Annotated in this window: 21 protein-coding genes; 7 read left to right on the top strand and 14 right to left on the bottom strand. The window is 62.1% G+C overall.

Annotated elements, in window-relative coordinates; genetic code table 11:
• Positions 1 to 108: 108 nt before the first annotated feature.
• On the top strand, positions 109 to 921 hold the full coding sequence (locus CAF74_RS00200) for an alpha/beta fold hydrolase (protein ID WP_085744936.1): 813 nt from the start codon (positions 109 to 111) through the stop codon (positions 919 to 921).
• A gap of 32 nt (positions 922 to 953) precedes the next feature.
• On the opposite strand, the gene dsbG is transcribed toward CAF74_RS00200, so the two are convergent.
• From dsbG to CAF74_RS00180, 4 genes are all read right to left on the bottom strand, one after another.
• Positions 954 to 1724, bottom strand: a complete 771-nt coding sequence (gene dsbG, locus CAF74_RS00195; protein ID WP_085744935.1) for a thiol:disulfide interchange protein DsbG — start codon at positions 1722 to 1724, stop codon at positions 954 to 956.
• Complete coding sequence (locus CAF74_RS00190; RefSeq protein WP_085744934.1) at positions 1700 to 2572, bottom strand: TlpA disulfide reductase family protein; 873 nt, start codon at positions 2570 to 2572, stop codon at positions 1700 to 1702. Before CAF74_RS00190 ends, dsbG begins: the two co-directional genes overlap by 25 nt.
• A complete protein-coding gene (dsbD, locus tag CAF74_RS00185) occupies positions 2572 to 4302 on the bottom strand; it encodes a protein-disulfide reductase DsbD (RefSeq protein ID WP_085744933.1) in 1731 nt (576 codons plus the stop codon). The genes CAF74_RS00190 and dsbD overlap by 1 nt, the downstream gene beginning before the upstream one ends.
• 124 nt (positions 4303 to 4426) lie before the next feature.
• A complete protein-coding gene (locus CAF74_RS00180) occupies positions 4427 to 5098 on the bottom strand; it encodes a hypothetical protein (protein WP_085744932.1) in 672 nt (223 codons plus the stop codon).
• Between the two features lie 312 nt (positions 5099 to 5410).
• On the opposite strand from CAF74_RS00180, the gene CAF74_RS00175 reads away from it, so the two are divergent.
• The 5 genes from CAF74_RS00175 (at position 5411) to CAF74_RS00155 (ending at position 9869) form a co-directional block, all read left to right on the top strand.
• Positions 5411 to 6091, top strand: coding sequence for a response regulator (locus CAF74_RS00175; RefSeq protein WP_064378569.1), 681 nt, complete (start codon positions 5411 to 5413; stop codon positions 6089 to 6091).
• Positions 6091 to 7413, top strand: a complete 1323-nt coding sequence (locus tag CAF74_RS00170) for an ATP-binding protein (RefSeq protein WP_085744931.1) — start codon at positions 6091 to 6093, stop codon at positions 7411 to 7413. Before CAF74_RS00175 ends, CAF74_RS00170 begins: the two co-directional genes overlap by 1 nt.
• Positions 7414 to 7520: 107 nt before the next feature.
• Positions 7521 to 8006, top strand: a complete 486-nt coding sequence (locus CAF74_RS00165; RefSeq protein ID WP_085744930.1) for a GNAT family N-acetyltransferase — start codon at positions 7521 to 7523, stop codon at positions 8004 to 8006.
• Positions 8007 to 8148: 142 nt separating this feature from the next.
• A complete protein-coding gene (locus tag CAF74_RS00160) occupies positions 8149 to 9561 on the top strand; it encodes an aspartate aminotransferase family protein (protein ID WP_085744929.1) in 1413 nt (470 codons plus the stop codon).
• Between the two features lie 83 nt (positions 9562 to 9644).
• The gene (locus CAF74_RS00155) at positions 9645 to 9869 is read left to right on the top strand and encodes an MbtH family protein (RefSeq protein WP_007917715.1); all 225 of its coding nucleotides are present in this window, start codon (positions 9645 to 9647) and stop codon (positions 9867 to 9869) included.
• A 207-nt stretch (positions 9870 to 10076) separates the two neighbouring features.
• Here CAF74_RS00155 and CAF74_RS00150 read toward each other — a convergent pair whose 3' ends face one another.
• From CAF74_RS00150 to CAF74_RS00105, 10 genes are all read right to left on the bottom strand, one after another.
• Positions 10077 to 10976: a metal ABC transporter solute-binding protein, Zn/Mn family gene (locus CAF74_RS00150; protein WP_085744928.1), complete on the bottom strand. Its 900-nt coding sequence runs from the start codon at positions 10974 to 10976 to the stop codon at positions 10077 to 10079.
• Entirely contained in the window at positions 10977 to 11876 is a 900-nt protein-coding gene (locus CAF74_RS00145; protein ID WP_033059198.1) for a metal ABC transporter permease, read from the bottom strand.
• Entirely contained in the window at positions 11876 to 12619 is a 744-nt protein-coding gene (locus CAF74_RS00140; protein ID WP_085744927.1) for a metal ABC transporter ATP-binding protein, read from the bottom strand. The genes CAF74_RS00145 and CAF74_RS00140 overlap by 1 nt, the downstream gene beginning before the upstream one ends.
• Positions 12616 to 13545: a metal ABC transporter substrate-binding protein gene (locus tag CAF74_RS00135; RefSeq protein WP_085744926.1), complete on the bottom strand. Its 930-nt coding sequence runs from the start codon at positions 13543 to 13545 to the stop codon at positions 12616 to 12618. The genes CAF74_RS00140 and CAF74_RS00135 overlap by 4 nt, the downstream gene beginning before the upstream one ends.
• A gap of 35 nt (positions 13546 to 13580) precedes the next feature.
• On the bottom strand, positions 13581 to 14156 hold the full coding sequence (locus CAF74_RS00130) for a DUF6162 family protein (protein ID WP_085744925.1): 576 nt from the start codon (positions 14154 to 14156) through the stop codon (positions 13581 to 13583).
• Positions 14153 to 14494 (bottom strand): hypothetical protein, encoded by a 342-nt coding sequence (locus tag CAF74_RS00125; protein ID WP_085744924.1) that lies wholly within the window; start codon positions 14492 to 14494, stop codon positions 14153 to 14155. Before CAF74_RS00125 ends, CAF74_RS00130 begins: the two co-directional genes overlap by 4 nt.
• The gene (locus tag CAF74_RS00120; protein WP_085744923.1) at positions 14491 to 15030 is read right to left on the bottom strand and encodes a thiamine pyrophosphate-binding protein; all 540 of its coding nucleotides are present in this window, start codon (positions 15028 to 15030) and stop codon (positions 14491 to 14493) included. Before CAF74_RS00120 ends, CAF74_RS00125 begins: the two co-directional genes overlap by 4 nt.
• Positions 15027 to 16229, bottom strand: a complete 1203-nt coding sequence (locus CAF74_RS00115; protein ID WP_085744922.1) for a PepSY domain-containing protein — start codon at positions 16227 to 16229, stop codon at positions 15027 to 15029. Before CAF74_RS00115 ends, CAF74_RS00120 begins: the two co-directional genes overlap by 4 nt.
• Positions 16230 to 16482: 253 nt before the next feature.
• Entirely contained in the window at positions 16483 to 17358 is an 876-nt protein-coding gene (locus tag CAF74_RS00110; protein ID WP_085744921.1) for an alpha/beta fold hydrolase, read from the bottom strand.
• Between the two features lie 142 nt (positions 17359 to 17500).
• Positions 17501 to 17959 carry a VOC family protein gene (locus tag CAF74_RS00105; RefSeq protein ID WP_085744920.1) on the bottom strand — a complete coding sequence of 153 codons (459 nt, stop codon included), beginning with the start codon at positions 17957 to 17959 and terminating at the stop codon, positions 17501 to 17503.
• 283 nt (positions 17960 to 18242) lie between these two features.
• On the opposite strand from CAF74_RS00105, the gene CAF74_RS00100 reads away from it, so the two are divergent.
• Positions 18243 to 19457 (top strand): SfnB family sulfur acquisition oxidoreductase, encoded by a 1215-nt coding sequence (locus tag CAF74_RS00100; protein ID WP_085744919.1) that lies wholly within the window; start codon positions 18243 to 18245, stop codon positions 19455 to 19457.
• Position 19458: the final 1 nt, after the last annotated feature.

The raw sequence follows: 19458 nt of genomic DNA, 5'->3' as shown, positions 1-19458 counted from the left end.
GTGAACTCAACATTTATCAACCGGTACATGGATGTACGTTTGTATAGTTGACGATCCCGAACCGGCAGCCCAGTCTGCCGGTTCTCTTTTTTGTCGCGGGGGTGATCGATGGCTTTCTTCGAAGTTGACGGACAGGCGCTTCACTACATTGATCAAGGCACAGGCCCGGCGGTGTTGCTGGCTGGCAGCTACCTGTGGGATCAGGCCATGTGGGCACCGCAGATCGCAGCGCTATCGGCGCACTATCGGGTGATTGCACTGGATCTGTGGGGGCACGGCGAATCCGGTCGCTTGCCTGAAGGCACCGCTTCGCTGGACGACATCGCCCGTCAGGCACTGGCCTTGCTCGATCATCTGGACATCGATCGGGTGACACTGGTCGGGCTGTCGGTCGGCGGCATGTGGGGCGTGCGTCTGGCGTTGTCGGCGCCGCAGCGGCTCAACGGTCTGGTGCTGATGGACACTTACGTAGGCGTCGAGCCGGAGCCGACTCGCCAGTACTATTTCTCGCTGTTCAAACAGATCGAGGAAAGCGGCGGGATCTCCGAGCAACTGCTGGATATCGTGGTGCCGATCTTTTTCCGCCCGGACATTGATCGAGAGTCGGCGCTGTATCAGGATTTCCGCGCCAAACTCGCCGGCTATTCCGCCGAACGCCTGCGCGAGAGCATCGTGCCGATGGGGCGCATCACTTTTGGCCGTGACGATCTGTTGCCGCGTCTGGGCGAGCTGAATGCGGCCACCACGCTGGTGGTCTGTGGCGATCAGGACAAGCCACGCCCGCCGTCGGAAGCACGGGAAATGGCTGAGCTGATTGGCTGTCCGTGTGTGCTGGTGCCGGAGGCGGGGCATATCTCCAATCTGGAGAATCCGTCGTTCGTGACCGACACGCTGCTGAAGTTTCTGGCAGAGCTGAAGTAACGAAAACGCCCACGCATTGCGTGGGCGTTTTTTTATTTCGGGCCGAGAATCTTCGCCAGTTTGTCCGGCGTCGGCGCGCCTTGCTGTTGTTGCAGCTCGCCCTTGTCGTCCATGTAGAAGATCGCCGGGGTGGCCTGCAAGTCCAGGTCTTCCATCAACTGCATGTTCGCCGCGAGTTTGGTCTGCACGGTAACCGGAATGTCCTTCAAAGCCTTGAGGGTGCTGGCCTTGCCGGCCTTCTCGTGATCTTCCAGGGCTTTGCTCGGGTCTTTGGCGGCGAGCAGGGCGGCGGATTTGGCCGGGCTGTCTTCGCGGATGATGCCGACCATGATGTGCCGCAACTGCACCTTGCCGGCCTTGACCCATGGACGGGCCTGTTCCCAGAACATGTTGCAGTACGGGCAGTTCGGGTCGCTGAACAGGTACACCGTGCGCGGCGCATCCTTGTTGCCGTCCTGAATCCAGTTGCTTGCTTCGAACTTGGCCCAGACTTCCTTGGCCATCGGCGCGTAGACCAGTTTTTGCAGCGGCGCGCTGCTCAGGTCATTGCCGTCGGCGTCGTACAGATTGCCCAGCAGCACATGCTTGCCGTCCGGCGTCAGGTACAGCGCCATGCCGCGGTTCTGGTATTGCGCGGCGTAACCGCGCAAGCCGTCCGGCGCGTCGAACTGGCCGACGATTTTCGCGCCCTTGGCTTCGATCTTCTTGATCGCTTCAGGCAATTCTTCGGCGGCCTGGACCGACGGCAAGTGCAGCAGGGCTGCGCTCATGGTCAGTGTCAGCAGGTGGCGGAGGCGGGGCATGGCAGTTTCCTTGAAGAAGAGGTGGCCGGGTTCGGACTGGAAGCCGGGGTATCGAAGTTTTCCAGGGCGCGGGCCAGGCTGGCGTTCGACAACTCGCCCAGATGGCTGCCCAGCAGGCGACCGTCCGGGCTATAGAACAGCGTAGTCGGCAGAGCCATGGAGCCCACGGCCTGGCCGAGGCGTCCGCTGCGGTCGAACAGCACGTTGTTCAGGCTCAGGCCCTGGGTTTCGAGAAAAGTCGCAACGCTTTGCATGCTTTCGGCCTGGTTGACGAACAGGAACGTCAGGTCCGGACGTTGTTGCTGGGCGTTCTCCAGCACCGGCATTTCCCGGCGGCACGGCGGGCACCAGGTGGCCCACAGGTTGATCACCAGCGGTCCGCCCTGATAGTCGGTGAGTTTCACGGTTTCCCCGGCGGCGTTGCGCAGGGTGATGTCCGGCAGGCGCGTGCCTTGTTCATAGATGTTCAGCGACAGGGTCGCCAAAACCCAAAACGCCACGCCGCTGACCACGCCAAAACCCAGCGGCCGACGCAAACCCGGCCGGCGCCAGCCGCGATACAGTGCCGCGAGAAGCAGCACGATCACCCCCGGCCAGGCGAGAAAACCGCCGTCGCGCAGGTCGATGATCTGCCAGGGATCGTTGCGATAGTGGCCCCAGTACACGGCGACAAACGCGATGCGCGCCGCGAGCATGCCCAACAGGAACAGGCTGAACAGCGCCGACTCGGGGTTATCGCCACCGCGCTTGGCCACCCGCCAGCCGACGAAGGTCGCCAGCGCCAGCGCGCTGATCAGCAGCAGGTGATTGAGTGCAATGGCAAAGGTGCCGAGGGTGAAGGTCAGCATTAACGGGCGTCTCGGGTGGTGGTCCAGCGTTGCAGGAAAGTATCGGCATCGACCTCGCCGGTGATGCGCTGGCTGCGGCGCTCTTCGCCGTCGGCGCCGATCCACACGAAACTCGGTGGCCCCGGCACTTTATAACGGCCGAGCAGTTCGCGGCTGGCGGCATTGTCGGCGGTGACGTCGAGTCGGAGCAAGCGCACATCGCTCAGGGCCTGCATCACCCGCGCCTGGCCGAACACCTGTTTCTCCATGACTTTGCACGACGTGCACCAGTCGGCGTAGTAATCGAGCAGCACCCACTGGCCCTGCGCTTTGGCGGTGTCGAGCTCGCGTTGCAGGGCAGCGGGATCCTTGATCGTCGTGAAGGCTTCGTGGCCGCTGGGCGCCGCAGATCCGACACGGCCGGCGCTGTACACCTGCAACGGCTGATACGGATCGTCACTGCCACCCGCCGCACCGACCACCAGCAGACTGCCCCACAGACCCAGCAACAGCGAACCGGCACCGAACAACTGCGCCACGCGACCGAAGCCTTCTGACTGTTTCCAGGCACTGTAAGCGGCGATCAACAGCAGCGCGCCGCACAGACCCAGCCACAGCGACGGATCCAGCACCGGACGCAGCATCAGCAGCGCGGTGGCGAGGAACAGGAAACCGAACACGCCCTTGAGCAGGTTCATCCACGCGCCGGGTTTGGGCAGGAAGCGATTGCCGACGGTTACCAGCAACAATAGCGGTACGCCGATGCCGATCCCGAGGGCAAACAGAATCAGACCGCCGTGCAGCGCGTTGCCACTTTGCGCGATGTAAAGCAGGGCGCCCGCCAGCGGTGCGGTCATGCACGGGCCGACCAGTAAACCGGACAGCGCGCCCAGTACGCCCGCGCCAACCAGACTGCCACCGCGCTGACTGCGCGAGGCATGTTCCAGTCGATCCCGCAGGGCCACCGGCAATTGCAGCTCGAAGAAGCCGAACATCGGCAGCGCCAGAACCACAAATACGGCCGCAAAAGTCCCGAGCAACCAAGGGTTCTGCAACCACGCCTGCAGGTTGGCCCCCAGCAGCGCGGCGATGACGCCCATCGCCGCATACACCAGCGCCATGCAAACCACATAACTGCCGGCCAGCGCGAAACCGCGACGTGGCGTGGCGCCGCTGCCCACCACCATGCCCGCCAGAATCGGCAACATCGGCAACGAACACGGCGCGAACGCCAGCAGCAGACCGAGGCCGAAGAACACCAGCAGACTCCAGCCCAGCGAGTGCTGTTGCAGACCGCTGGCCAGCGCCTGATCCGGCGCTTCATCTGTCGTTGCTGCGGCTTTGCCGCCGAGGTCGATCACTCGGGTTTGTGGCGGATAGCAAAGGCCGGCGTCGGCGCAGCCCTGATAGCTGACCTTTATCTGCCCCGTGGCGGCTGCGGGAATCTTCAGTTCCAGACCCTGACGATAAACCGGCTGTTCGCCGAAATACTCGTCGCTGTGGGACTCGCCCTCCGGCAGGGCCGGGACGTTTTGTGTCGCCAGCCCATCGAACTTCAGACGCTTCTGATACAGGTAATAACCGTCGGCAATTTGCCAGAACAGTTGGGTCTCACCGGAATCCAGACGTTCCGAGGTCAGCACGAATGCCTTGTCGACCGGCAGGAACTCCGGTTTTGAGGCAAAAGGATCATTCCCTGCCTGGGCCAGACTCGAAATCAACAGTGCAAACAATAGAAAAAAATGACGCATGGAGGAGCCTTGTCCCTGTGCAATTGAGGGGCACAATGGGCGGCGGCGATTAACCGGTGATTAACCGGGTATATCCATGCGTCAAACCTGCGAGACGCTGCAGTATTGCAAACGAATGATGGAGTCAGAGACCCCGTGTCAGCCCGGCGAATGTACCGCTCACGTTGTGCACACCACCCTCGACTCGGCCTTTCTGCATGTTGTAAACCACGAACTGGTCATTGGTCAGGAAGATATACCAGAGGTTGTCGCTAAAGGTCGGATCAATCTGAGCCGCGGTAACAAGGCGATCTTTATAAAGTTCAAGTCCGGGCAGTACTGCTGTTGGATGGTGATTTACTTTTCGCGTTACAGTATCCAGCGTCAAGTGGGTCCCGTCATTCAACAAGAAGCGAAACAGATTTTTGTATCCGATGGCTTCCAGCCAAGTACCGGCAACGATTCTGTCGAAGTAGGGCAGGATCGGCGTCCACAGGGAGTTGGAAAGATTGTAAAAGGCATCAGCCTTTCCGGTGTCCTGGTTATAGGCACAAACCATTGGGCGATCACCATTGTAAAAGAATAACCAGACAATATCCTTGTCGCCCGCCTGGGTCTGGGTGAAGCCGAACCGCAGGTGCTTGGCATAGGCATCGAACCCTTCCCAGTGCCCCTTGATCGGTTTTGGATATTCGCCGGGTACTTCTTCGTCGCCATTGTTGTAGCAGGAAAAGGTTTCAGTATCTTTGAAGAAAAAGTAAATCCGGTCAGGGCCGGAGCGCCAGTCAATAGCAACAAAGTTGTTGAGTTTGGACATTTGATAGTTCCTTGGAATAAATAATGGTTGTTTGGTTTTGTAGTGAGTGTGGTGTTTGTATGTTCTGCAGTTGAAGGTTATCGCTATAAATAACTTTTGCGCACTGATTTTGTGATTACCATTTGTGTCGCTTTGAACTTGATAAATTATTGTCTGTTGGTTTTTTAGTTGTCATTGCAATAGTCGCTATTGAGAAAACCACTGCCCGCAGTCGTATACATCGGGATCATGCTTTTCCTTGGCGCGGGCAGTGTCCATAATTGCCGCTTAATCCTCTCCTGCTTGAATCGCTTTTTTTCTCATGGAGCTCCCATGCACGTACTGGTTTGCGAAGACGATGAGTTGATCGCCAGCGGGATCGTCGCCGGGCTGACGGCGCAAGGCCTGACGGTCGAGCACGTCAACACCGCCTCCAAGGCGCGGGCGATTCTCAAGGTTGCCGAGTTCGACGTGATGGTGCTCGATCTCGGCCTGCCGGACGAAGATGGCCTCAAACTGCTGCAACAACTGCGTCAGCAAGGGCTGGAAATTCCGGTGCTGATCCTCACCGCGCGGGATTCGGTCACCGACCGTGTCGACGGTTTGCAGTCCGGTGCCGACGACTATCTGCTTAAGCCTTTCGATCTGCGCGAATTGTTCGCGCGTCTGCAAACCCTGCTGCGCCGGGTAGCCGGGCGCAGTGTCAACCTGATCGAACACGGTGCGCTGACCTACGACCCGAGCAGCCGTGAAACCACGCTGGCGGGCCGTCCGGTGGACCTGTCCCGTCGTGAACAATCCCTGCTGCAAGCCTTGCTGCACAACCGTGGCCGGGTGCTGTCCACCGAGCAATTGAAGGACAGCGTCTACGGTTTCAACGATGAGCTGGAGAGCAACGCGCTCAACGTGCACATCCATCACCTGCGCAGCAAACTTGGCAAGGGCATCGTCGAAACCGTGCGCGGTCTGGGTTATCGCCTGGGCCCGGCCGATGGCGGAGAAACTGACAAGTGATGAGTCTGCGCCTGCGTCTGAGCCTGACCCTCGGCGCCGCGTTCGCGCTGATCTGGGCACTGGCGGCCGCCTGGATGCTCAGCGACCTGCGTAACCAGATGATGTTTTCCCTCGACCAGCGCCTGGTGGCGTCGGCGCGGATGGTCGCCGGATTGCTGGAACAATTGCCGGCCATCCCGAGCAAAGGCGAAGGCACTCACTTCAGCGCCGAGCAACTGAACATTCCCGGCGGCATGGCCTGTCAGGTCAGCTCGTTGCGCGGGGAAATTCTTGCCCGCAGCCACAACAATCCGGAACAGGCGCTGGAAGCGCAGAAAATGGGTTTTCACGATCAGATGATCGATGGCGCGCCTTGGCGCAGCTTCACCCTGGCTCGGGGCGATGTGCGAATTACCACTGCCGACCGGGTCATCGAGCGCGAAGCCCTGAACATGTCGATCCTGCTGGCGGCCTCGGTGCCGGTGGGCGTGGCGCTGCTCGGCTGCCTGTGCCTGTTGTGGCTGGGGATCGGTCAGGGCCTGGCGCCGCTCAATCGCTTGCGTGAAGCCTTGATGCGTCGCAACGCGGATTCGCTCGAACCTTTGCAGTTGCAGTCATTCCCCAGCGAATTGAAACCGCTGCTCGAAACCCAGAATCAGTTGTTCCAGCGCATCGGCAAGACCATCGAACGCGAACGTCGCCTGACCGGCGATGCCGCCCATGAACTGCGCAGCCCGCTGACGGCGATCAAGACCCACCTGCAAGTGGCGCGCATGACCGAAGGCAGTGCCCGCGATCAGTCCCTGGCCCGGGCCGAGGAGGGCGCCGACCGCCTGCACCGGACCCTTGAGCAATTGCTGTTGCTGGCGCGGGTCGAGGGCAGTCTGTCGTTCGACGACGGTGTGCAGTGCAGCGCCGAACAGGTGGCGAAACTGGCGATTCAGGATTCGGCCAGTGACCAGCGCCAGCGCATCAAGCTGCACCTGCCTGAGCGATTGTCCGATGCGCCCCTGCAAATGCCGGCGGTGCTGTCGATCGCGGCTCTGCGTAATCTGTTGGACAACGCCCTGCGCCACACGCCGACCGACGGCGCGGTGGAGTTGAGCCTGGAAACCATCGCCAATCGTGTGCGTTTCGTGGTGCGCGATCATGGGCCGGGGATTGCCCCGGACGATCTGCAACACTTGACCCAGCGCTTCTGGCGCAACGGCCAGAGCACCGGCTGCGGACTGGGGCTGGCGATTGTCCAGGCCATCGTTCAGCGCTGCGCCTGCACCTTGCATTTCGACAGCCGCCCGGATGGTTTGCGGGTCGAGCTGACCATGCCGCTGCAACCGGTCTGAAAGGTTGCCAGGCACATCAAATGTAACCTCTCTCCATTAGTCATCCGCCGGCCGCGACGTTATTGTCGCCCCAGCCTTTGACTCAATGGATTGAGGGAAACAGCGCCATGGAAGCACCCATCCACATCTGTCCCGCCACACCCGCCGACGCCGGCATCATCAGCCGGATTCTCGAGCGCTCTATTCGTGTCGGTTGCGCGCTCGATCATCGCAACGATCCCCAACTGGTCGACCGCTGGGTTCGCCGACAATCGGCGGAACACATCAGCGGCTGGCTCGCCGATCCGCATCTCTATCTGAATATCGCGCTTCTTCACGATAAGCCGGTCGGGGTCGGCATGGCCGCCGCCAATGGCGAGATCACGTTTTGTCATGTGCAGCCGGAGTGGTTTCGTCGGGGCGCGGGCCGCGCGCTGGTGGGCGATCTCGAGGGTTGGCTGAGGATTCGCGGCCGGCCTTGCGTCACGCTCGCCAGCACGCGAACCGGCGAGGCGTTCTACCGGCGCCTGGGGTATCGCGAAGCGGCGTCTGCCTTCACGCATCACGGCGTTTTGAGCCTGCCGATGCACAAGCCGCTGGCATTGTCGGCCTGACATTCGATCAAGGGTGTAAATCCTCGACACGCTGGTGCGTTTCCAGAACAGGAAAACCTGCATGTGCGCCCCGCGACCGGAACGCGCACCTGCCCGGTGTGCAGTTTTGGTCACTATCCATAGCGTATTGAGGGGTCGAGAGATGTCAGTCGCCACCAGTCTTATTGAAGAGTCGTCGGCCCGGATCGCCTCCGCGCCGGCTGAAACGCTGTATCAGTTCAATGAATCACCGTTGCTGGCCCGGCAGAGCCAGCAGGAATCCAATGCCCGCAGCTACCCGCGCCGAATTCCGCTGGCACTGAAGCGCGCCAAGGGCCTGTACGTCGAAGACGTCGAAGGCCGTACCTTCATCGATTGCCTGGCCGGTGCCGGCACTCTGGCGCTGGGGCATAACCACCCGGTGGTGATCGAGGCGATCCAGCAGGTGCTGGCCGATGAGCTGCCGCTGCACACCCTGGACCTGACCACGCCGGTGAAAGACCAATTCGTTCAGGACCTGTTCGGCCTGCTGCCTCCAGCATTGGCCAAGGAAGCGAAAATCCAGTTCTGCGGCCCGACCGGCACCGACGCCGTGGAAGCTGCGCTGAAACTGGTGCGCACCGCCACCGGGCGCAGCACCGTACTGTCGTTTTCCGGCGGTTATCACGGCATGAGCCAGGGCGCCTTGAGTCTGATGGGCAGCCTCGGTCCGAAGAAACCGTTGGGCGCATTGCTCAGCACCGGCGTGCAATTCATGCCGTTCCCGTACGACTACCGCTGCCCGTTCGGCCTCGGTGGCGCGGCGGGTGTGAAGGCCAACCTGAGTTACCTGGAAAACCTGCTCAATGATCCCGAGGCCGGCGTGCAATTGCCGGCCGCAGTCATCGTTGAAGCGGTGCAGGGCGAGGGCGGTGTGATCCCGGCTGACATCGAGTGGCTGCGCGGTCTGCGCCGCATCACCGAGAAGGCCGGCGTCGCATTGATCATCGACGAAATCCAGAGCGGTTTCGCCCGTACCGGCAAGATGTTTGCCTTCGAGCACGCCGGCATCACCCCGGACGTGGTGGTGCTGTCCAAAGCCATCGGCGGCAGCCTGCCGCTGGCCGTGGTGGTTTATCGCGACTGGCTCGACACCTGGCAGCCGGGCGCCCACGCCGGTACGTTCCGTGGCAATCAGATGGCGATGGCCGCCGGCTCTGCCGTGATGCGTTACCTGGTCGAGCACAAGGTCTGCGAACACGCCGCCGCCATGGGCGAACGCCTGAGCGAGCATCTGCACATCCTGCAGCGTGACTTCCCGCAGCTGGGCGACATTCGCGGTCGTGGCCTGATGCTCGGTGTCGAACTGGTCGATCCGAACGGCACGCCGGACGCACTGGGCCATCCACCGGCGTTTGCGCGTCTGGCGCCGCTGGTTCAGCGCGAATGCCTCAAGCGCGGGCTGATTCTGGAGCTGGGCGGTCGGCATGGTGCGGTGGTGCGATTCCTGCCGCCGCTGGTGATCACCGCCGCGGAAATCGACCGCGTCGCCGAGATCTTCGGCCGTGCGTTGAGCGCCGCGACCGCCGGCCTGTAAATTTTTCGCCGCGTCGAACGTTCTTTCTACATACCCGGCTGCACCCGTCGTGCAGCCCACCCTTACAGCGATGGAGACACAGCATGACGTCAGTATTCGACCGCGAGGACATCCTCTTTCAAGTCGTGGTCAACCACGAAGAGCAGTATTCGATCTGGCCGGACTACAAGGCCGTGCCGGAAGGCTGGCGCACCGTCGGCAAGAGTGGCCTGAAAAAGGAATGCCTGGCCTACATCGAAGAAGTCTGGACCGACATGCGTCCGCTGAGCCTGCGCCAGAAGATGGAAGCGCAAGCGGCTGCACAGTAAGTCTTCAGGCAAAAAGAAACCCGCTGAACCGGGAACGGTCAGCGGGTTTTTTCATGTCGATCGTTCCCACCCAGACGGTGATCGTTCCCACGCTCTGCGTGGGAATGCCTCATTGGACGCTCCGCGTCCGCTTCGCAAGGGACGCGGAGCGTCCCGGGCTGCATTCCCACGCGGAGCGTGGGAACGATCAACGGGGGGCAACTGGCCTTAGGCGCCGCTCAGGCCCTTGAGCAGGACATCCACATTGCCTTCCAGCTCTGCCACCGGATCCGCTGCATCGGTGCTCAGCACCAGCAGATGACTGCCCGATTCGGCAATCGCCGCTTTCACCGCGTCCGACGGCTGCCGATGGTGCAGCACCACTGCCACGTCATTGTCTTTCAGGGTGGCGGTGAGTTTTTTCAGATCCTCCGGCGTCCATTCGGCATCCGCGCGGGCATCCTGTCCGATCAATTCCAGATTGAGGCTGCCGATCAGGTAACCGAAGTGATCGCTCAGGCTCATCACGCTCAGGTTGTCGGCACTGGCCAGACGCGCCTCGCTGTCGGCACTAAGTTTCAGCAGGCGCTGTTTCAGTGCCGCCAGATTGGCCTCGATCTTCGGTTTGTCCTTCGGTGCCAGGCGCACCAAGTCTGCCGCCATCACGTCGGCCATGCGACCCATGTTGTTGCTCGCCAGCCACGGCTGGCTGTTCAAACCGTCGACCTTGAGCCCCGGTTGTACGGCAATGCCGGGCAGGGCGCCGTCCACAGGGCGGGCGGCGTCGACTTCGACGATGCGGATGTTGCTGCGGCGGGCGATCGGATACAGCGGATCATCGGCCCACAGCGAGCGCACGCCGATCACGGCATCGGCGCCAGTGGCCAGTTTGCTCAGCGCCGGGGCGCCGCGACCGGTGAAATAGGCGGTCTGGCGGCTGCCCGGCAGATTCGCTGGCGCCGCACGTTCGAGGCTGATGTCGGTGCCCTTGAGCAGGACTTCACCCAGACCATAAGTGATGGGCAACGAGGCCAGCACACGCAACGGTTTCTCGGCAGCCAGCAGAGGGCTGGAAACCGCGCCACTGAAGGCGATGGCCAGAGTCAGTTTTCGTAATGAAAAAGCCATTTATCCAAGGTTCCCTTTCAGACTGGGGACGACGCCCCGGGCAATCGCGGCGAGGGCGAAGGCGATACCGGCGACCAGGATGATCGCGGCGCCGGACGGAATCGGCAGGTCGAACACGATCGGCGCGAGAATCCCGCACAGCGTGCTGATCGTGGCAATCAGCACCGAACACCAGAAAAAGCCTTTGAGCGACTGGCTGAGCAGACGTGCTGCCGCCGCCGGAATCACCAGCAGCGCACCGACCAGAATCGCACCGATGACTTTCACTGCGGCGACGGTGATAAGCGTCACCAGAATCACGAACAGGTAATCCAGGGTCTTCACCGCGACGCCGCGCACCGCCGCCAGTTGCGGATTGAAGCTGGCGAGCATGATCCGGTTGTACAGCGGCAGGGCCAGCGCCATCACCAGCGAGCCGACAATCGCCAGCACCAGCAGGTCGTTGCCGTTGACGGTCAGCACCGAGCCGAACAGCACGTTTTCCAGAATGTGCACGTTGATCTTGCCCGCCAGAATCAGCAGCAGGCTGGCGCCCAAAGCGAGGGACACCGACAGGAACACGCCAATCAATGTGTCGGGTGCCAGACCGGTGCGGTTGCGCAGGTAGTTGAGCAAAATGCCGAACAGCAGGCAGTAACCGAACAGGCTGCCGTACGGCCCGGTGTAGGGCTCGCCGAGCAGAATGCCGATGGCCACGCCGGTCAACGCCGCGTGACCGACTGCTTCGGAGAAAAACGCGAAGCGCTTGACCACCACCAGCGTGCCGAGGCCACCGAGCACCGGGCCGATCAGCAGACCGGCAAGCAAGGCGTTGACCACAAACCCATAGGCCAGGGCTTCCGGCAGGTAACCGGAAGAGGCCCAGCCTTGAACCATCAAACGAAAGGCTTCGTAACTCATCAGGCAGCGCTCCGTGGATGGGTCGAGAACAGGGTCAGCAGGCGTTCCGGGGTCAGGGCCTGTTGTGGCGTGGCGTCGAACAGCACGCGGCGGTTGAGGCCGGTGACGCGATTGGCCAGACGCCCGACCGCTTCCAGATCGTGCTCGATCCACAGCACCGTGATGGCTGCCGCACGCCAGTCGCCGAGCAATCGCTCGAAGACCTGAATCCCGGCTTCGTCGAGGGCCGACATCGGTTCGTCCAGCACCAGCAATTGCGGGGCCGGAATCAGGCCTTGAGCGAGCAGAACCCGCTGGCGTTCACCACCGGATAGTGCGCCCATCCGGCGCTTGCGCTTGTCCTGCATGCCGACTCGCTCCAGCGCATCACCGATAGCGCCGGCGTAGCGTTTGCTCAAGCCGAGGAAGGCCGGGCGACGCTGACACATGGCGGCCATAAAATCATCGACGGTCATCGGCAGACCCCGATCGAATTCCAGCGCCTGCGGCACGTAACCGATGGTGCCGGGTTCGCCGGGCCATTGCAGACTGAGCCGGCCCTGATGCGGCATCTGCCCGAGCAGGGTCTTGATCAGCGAACTCTTGCCGCCGCCGTTGGGGCCGACCAGCGCATGCACGCTGCCGGGCTGCACCTGGAAGGTGACCTTGTCCAGAATCGTCGTGCGGCCGAGGGTCAGGCTGACGTCGGCGAAATCCAGGGTCGGACCGCTATGTCTGATTGAAAGGTTTTCCTGAGCCGTCATGCGCCGGACTCCTGAATCGCCCGCACCACGGTGTTGAGGTTGCCGGTCATTTCCTTTTCGTACTTGTCGGCGGTGTATTCGCCATAGGAAATGTGCGACAGCGGGTACAGCTTCACACCGGATTCACGCTGGATGGTTTCGACGTAGGTGGACGGGAAATCCATCTCGGAGAAGATCACTTTCACGTCCAGCTCGCGCAGTTGGTCGATGGTTTTCTTCAACTGGCTCGGACTCGGCTCGATGCCGTGGGCCGGCTCGACCACGGCGGTGACTTCAAGGCCGAACTCGCGCAGCAGGTAGTCGTAAGCGGCGTGCACCGTGGCTACGCGCAGTTCAGCGTTCGGCGCCTGGGTCAGCTTGGCCAGGGCGTCGGCGCGCATCTGCCGCAGGCGTTTGCCGTAGGCGCGGGCGTTCTGGGTGTAGGTCTTGGCATTGTCCGGGTCGAGCTTGCCCAATTCCCGGGCGATGTTGTTGACCTGGGCAATCGAGGCACTGATCGACAGGAACGTGTGCGGGTTCACCACTTTGCCGGCGCCGCGCGCAGCAACCCCGGTGGCGGCCAGCAACGGCACGTTTTCGTTGGCTTCGATGGTCTTGATGTTCGGCGTTTCGCTGGCGGCGATCATGCGGTCGGCGAAGTCGTCATGGCCTACGCCGTTGAGCACGATCACGTCCAGCCCGCTGATGCGCTTGATGTCTTCGGCGCGCGGCTCGTAGGCGTGCGGGTTGAAGCCGGCGGGAATCAGCGGCACGACTTCGGCCTTGTTACCGACGATGTTCGCCACGTAGCTGTAATACGGGTGCAGGGTGATGCCGATGCGCAGGCGCTTGGCCTGATCGGCGCTGGCCAGCGGGCTCAGCAGGCAGGCGCACAGACCGATCAGCAGCAGGCGCAGGAAAGGACGGCGTTGAGATGAACTAGGCATGGGCAAGCGGTCTTCTCTCGAATGAAGGCGAGGGTTCAATGACGATGTTCGCGGGTCACCCCGGCATCGAATTGCGCGACGATCTGTTTCCAGCCGGCGGCGGACAGCGCTGCGTCGGACAGGTCTGCTGGCGCTTGCAGGTCGGTGGCGCGGTTGAGCCAGATGTCCGGCGCAGCGTCGTCGGCTACGTTGAGGCGCATCAGAAACGAACCGGCCACGGCTGGTGCCTGGCTGTGGCCGAAGTAGGCGCGGTCGGCCAGCAACTGCCAGGCATGACCACCACGACTGACCGAACTGGCGTCCTGGGCAAACGGGGCGAAACCTTCGTCCGCCAGGTTCTGCGGGGTCGGCAGTGTTTGCTGTTCTTCGCGCAACAGGTGGATCTCGTCGAGGGTCACCCGCAGATCCGCATAGATGCCTTGCTCGCTGGCGCCTAGGTCGCGGCGGGCGTCCAGTTGATGGCTGGAAACCGGCTCCGGTTCGTGGGAGACGCCGCGCCATGCGACTACCGATCCGGCGACGGTGAGGATCAACAGACACATCAGCAGCACATTGAGGGTTTCGTGCCCGGCACCGGCCGGGCGTACAACCTGGGTGGTCGGCGTGGTCATGGGGCTTCGATATCCGCTTGGTCGATTTCGACCACGTGACCGGGGCCGGCGTCAAACAGCACGTAGAACTCGGCGCCGGGTTTTTTGAAGGTCAGGGTCGAATCGGCGCCAAGCTTGCCCGGGACCAGGATGGTTTCGTCATAGCCGATCACATCGAGGGTCACCCCCGGCGCGCCGCTACCGTCGGAGAAGCCGCCGGTGCATTTGATCTGCTCGGCGTCGATGGCCTTGCACTCGCACATCGGGTTGTGGGCCAGGGCGCCTGTGCTGAAACCGGCAGACAGCGCCAGCAATGCGGCGCTCAGGTGCAGGCGAAAGAGGCGTTGTACATGACTCATGGTTTGGCTCCTTGTTTGTTCAGCCAGGCGAGGGTGGCGGGCGAGGCCTGGCTTAGCGGAATCGAGGCCTGGTGCATGCTGCCGTCCCAGCCTTCCATGGTGATCCACAGTTCGGCGTCGGCAGCGGTCTTTTCCGGCACCGGCAACTGGGTGCCCATGCGGTACGGCGTGCCGAAGAAAATCACCCCGGCCGCGCGCAGGCTGCGAGGTTTGCCGATGCGTAGGTACGTCGCCTTGACGTGGTCGACACAGGCGTCGCAGAGGGCGGCGCTGAAATCTTTCATGTAGCCGGCGGGGCCGGTCAGGATCGGGGCCTGATTGCGCAGTTCGGCCAGTCGCAGGCTCCAGGGGCCGACCTGGATTTCGCCGATCTCCCGTTCACCCAGTCCGCTGTCACCACGAAACAGCGAAGCATCGGCGAAGTATTTGGGCATGAAACCGAGCGGGATCAGCAGCAACAGGACGTTGAGGTGGAAACGCCATTTGTGCCAGAACCGGTTCAGGCGCGACGGTGGTGTTATTCCAATGTGGCTCACGGACGCACCTCCGAAGGTTCATGTCGGGACGTCGATCGCGGCGCGACCTTGCGGTTTCTCTTGTCTTCGCGTTTGAGTGCGTTGAGCGTGGCCAGGGCGGTGCGCTTGGTCCAGATCAGCAGGCCGCTGAGAACCATCATGCTCAGCAGCAGGCCGAAGAAGAACCAGATCAGCTTGATCCAGATTCCGCCGAAATCGCCGGTGTGCAGCGGACGCATCGATTCGGTGACGAACTCCAGGGCGGAGCGGTCGGACAGCAGGCGCGAGGCGGCAATGTCACCGTTGTAAGGATTGAGCGTGGCGGTCTGGAACATCAGCGGATACCAGCCACGACCACCGACACTCATGTGGCTGTAGGCGTTGCCGGGCAGGCTGACGAAACTGGCTTCCAGCCCCGGGATCTTTTGTTGAGCGATCTCGATGGCCGAGTCGAGACTGATCCGCGGTGGCGGTGTGCCGTCGGCGGAGATCGGCACACTTTCCCTGGACATCGCCGGGATGATCGGTTCGCTGGAAATGGAAATCTGGAAGTCGAACAGCAGGGCGCGGATCAGGAACCACACGCCGGTAATGGAAATCACCGCGATGAACCAGATCGACCAGATGCCGCTGAGGCGGTGAAAGTCGCCCCAGAAAATCCGCGCACCGTGGCGAATGCGCAGGGTCGGGCGGAAAAAGCCTTTCCAGAAGCGCTTGTACACCACCAGCCCGGTCACCAGCGAAGCGAGCATCGGCAGGCCGAGGAACGACACCAGATACCAGCCCCAGCTGAAGCCGTTGGTGAACGGCACCAGCCACCAGCCATGCAGTGCGCGGGTGAACGCCTTGAAGTTGAAGGTTGGCGCGGGGCCCTGGATGACCCCGGTGTACGGGTTGACGTAGACCGTCAGCGAACGCCCGTCGGGGTAGCTGACCTCGACGTCGAGGGCAAAGTGCGATTCGTCCGGACGACTGATGCTTTGCACCACGGTCTGCGGTTCGGCCTTCTTGATCGCGGCCAGGACCTGATCGTAGCTGAGCAATGGTGCGTCGTCCGAAGGGGCGCTGGCGCGCATCTGCGGATTGGCCAGCCAGACGATTTCCTGGCTGACCACTGCCAGGGTGCCGGTGACGCAGACGATCAGAACGAAAAACCAGATCGGCAACGCCAGCCAGCTGTGTACCAGGAACCACAGTTTCGAGCGGGATTTCTTCGACATGATGACGGGTCTTGATTCAGTGAGAGGGAGCGGTACTACGGGCTTCGCAGCACGGGAGTCCCCTGAAAGGCCGGTCGTGGCTTTTGCCTACGCGACCAGCCCGCATTTCTATAAGACGGATGACCGAAGCAAATCCCGATAAACGATATGAAAGTAAATGTTTCGCGATTGCAGGTGGCTGTCGCGTGGGCGGATTTTTGCGGGGGAGGCGAAGCAGTCCGGCAGCGCATGCCGCCGGATTGAAGGAGGGGAATCAGCGGAGAAAGTCGAGTGCTTCGGCCAGCAACAATTCGGGCACTTCTTCGGCGAGGTAATGCCCGGCTGGCAGCGCGTTGCCCCGTACGTCGGTGGCAACCTGTTGCCATTCCTTGAGCGGATCGAAGCAGCGACCGACGGTGCCCCCGGCGCCCCACAGCACGAGTAACGGCAGGTTCAGATGACGGCCGACAGCAAGGTCGGCGCGGTCATGTTCCAGGTCGATGCCGGCACTGGCGCGGTAATCCTCGCAGATCCCCCGAGCACTGCCGGGACGTTCCAGGCAACGCCGGTATTCGCTGAATGCCTCGTCGGTAAAGGGTGCAAGCCCGGCGCTGCGGCTGCCCATGACACTGCGCAGATAACCTTCGGGATCGGCTTCGATCAAAGTTTCCGGCAACGGCGCCGGGCGGATCAGGAAGAACCAGTGCCAGTAGGCCCGGGCAAAGGCTTCGTTGGTCTGGCTGTACATTGCCAGGGTCGGCGCGATGTCGAGCAGGACCATGCGCTGTACAACCTCGGGATGATCGAGCGCCAGGCGATGGGCAACCCGCGCACCACGGTCATGGGCAAGGATCGAGAACTGCTCGAAGCCCAACGCCTTCATCAATTCCACGCCGTCGCGAGCCATCTCGCGTTTGGAATAGTTGAGGTGAGCCTCATCGGCCGGCGGGCGACTGCTGTCGCCATAACCGCGCAGGTCGGCGGCGATCACCGTGAAGTGCTCCGCCAGTTGCCCGGCGATCTTGTGCCAGATGACGTGGGTCTGCGGGTGCCCGTGCAACAGCAGCAGGCCCGGGCCGCTGCCTTTGAGGCGGTAGCTGATGTCCACACCGTTGACGTGGCGCTGGTCTTTGACGAATCCGGCAAACATCGGGTGATCCTTTATTCAGGCGAGTGGCCTGCATCCTGAAATCGCCGGGCGTTCATGACAAGACGTGAAGCGTGGTTCGACGGTTCATGAATCGTGTTCGCCCATCCCCGCGCGCTGCGCGGGAATGGACAACCTGGCTTTGCTAACCCTGCTGGAACATCTCCTTCGCCCGCTGCTCGATTTGCGCCTGGGTCAGGTCTTCCTTGCGCGTGGCCAGGAACCACAGATGCCCGTACGGATCTTTCAACGTCCCGCTGCGGTCGCCGTAGAACTGATCCTTGACCTCGGACACCGAGGTCGCGCCGGCCTCCAGCGCACGCTGAAAGGATTTGTCGACATCGGTCACGTACAGATGCAGACCGACCGACACCGCTGTGTCCGGATTGCTCAACGGACCTTGATCGCATGGCGAGCCGAGCATGATCGCGCTGTCGCCGATGCGCAGTTCGGCGTGGCCGATGCCGCCGTCGGGCATGCTCAGGCGCATGACTTCGGTGGCACCGAACGCCTTTTTATAGAAGTCGATGGCTTCGGCAGCTTTGTGAATGCCGAGGTACGGGGTAATGCTGTGGTACCCCTCGGGAATGGGTTTGACGCTCATGGCGGTACTCCCTGTTATTTGTTGCCTGGTTTTTATTAGAGGTTGAAGGTGTGCCTTCGCCGGGGTTGCCGGTCGCTCAACTATAGATCCGTGCCGCCGTCGTGACCGAGTAGCCGACGAGCAGGCCTCGCACTGTTCAGCCATCGACAGCGAAGCAACAGAATGCGCAAGTTTTCATCGCCAAACGCCCTGAAGTTCCGTTGCAGCCCTCGTAAAACAAGGCCTTTTCGTCAGGCACAGAAGCTGCAATGACCCGGTACAACACCGATACCGAGAGTCATCCATGTCTGAATCTGCCGTTTATCCGATCAACCCGCCGGCCGCCCACCGGATCGCCGACGACGCCGAAGCCTTGCGCGTGGCTGCACAGGTCGCCGCCGTCTTGCAGGAACACGCCGCCGAGCGTGACCGCAACCGCGAAGTGCCCGCCGAGATCGTCGATCTGTATTCCAACAGTGGCCTGTGGGGCATCACCGTGCCGAAGGAATACGGCGGCGCGCAGGTGTCCTGTGCGGTGCTGGCGCAGGTGATCGCGATCATTTCCGCCGCCGATCCGTCCCTCGGGCAGATCCCGCAAAACCATTACTGCCTGCTCGAAGACATCCGCCTGCAAGGCACCCTGGCGCAGCAGGCGCATTTCTTTGAGCTGGCGCTGCAAGGTCATCGTTTCGCCAACGCGTTGTCGGAAACCGGCGGCAAGAATGTGCAGGATATTCAGGCGACCCTCCGTCGTTATGGCGACGGCTTCGTGATCAACGGCCGCAAGGGCTACTGCACCGGTTCGCTCTACGCCCACTGGCTGGCGGTGCTGGCGCTGGATGAAGAACAGAAGGGCCAGTTGGCCTTCGTCGAGCGCGGCACGAAAGGGCTGGTGATCGTCGATGACTGGGACAGCATCGGCCAGCGCACTACCTCCAGCGGCACGGTGCTGGCGGAAAATCTGCAAGTGGCGCCATTCAATCTGTTTCCGACGTACCGTTCCTACGAGAACCCGACCCTGGCCGGGCCGTTCGCCCAGTTGACCACCGCTGCCATCGACGCCGGCATTGCCCGTGCGGCGCTGCGCGATACGGTCGAATTTGTCCGCCAGTTCGCCCGGCCATGGATCGATGCGGGTGTGGACAAGGCCAGCGAAGATCCGCTGACCATCATTCAGATCGGCGCACTGGAAATCCGTCTGGAAGCCGCCGAGGCGTTGCTGGAACGCGCCGGTTGGGCGCTCGACGCCGCACGTCCGGCACCCGATGAAGACAACGTCGCACTGGCGTCACTCGCGGTAGCCAGGGCCAAAGTGCTGACCACCGAAATCGCCATCGAGGCCAGCAACAAGTTGTTCGAACTCGGCGGCACCCGTTCGACCCTGAAGAAGCACAACTTCGACCGCCACTGGCGCAACGCCCGGGTTCACACGCTGCATGATCCGGTGCGCTGGAAGTACCACGTGGTCGGCAACTGGCTGCTCAACGGCGTCAAACCGCCGCGCCACGACTGGTCCTGAT

The sequence above is a fragment of the Pseudomonas sp. R45(2017) genome (genome assembly GCF_002112305.1).
In the GTDB taxonomy this organism is placed as follows: Bacteria; Pseudomonadota; Gammaproteobacteria; order Pseudomonadales; family Pseudomonadaceae; genus Aquipseudomonas; species Aquipseudomonas paraglycinae.
Note: the sequence above shows the minus strand (reverse complement) of the source record. Positions and strands in the feature narration are given on the sequence as shown.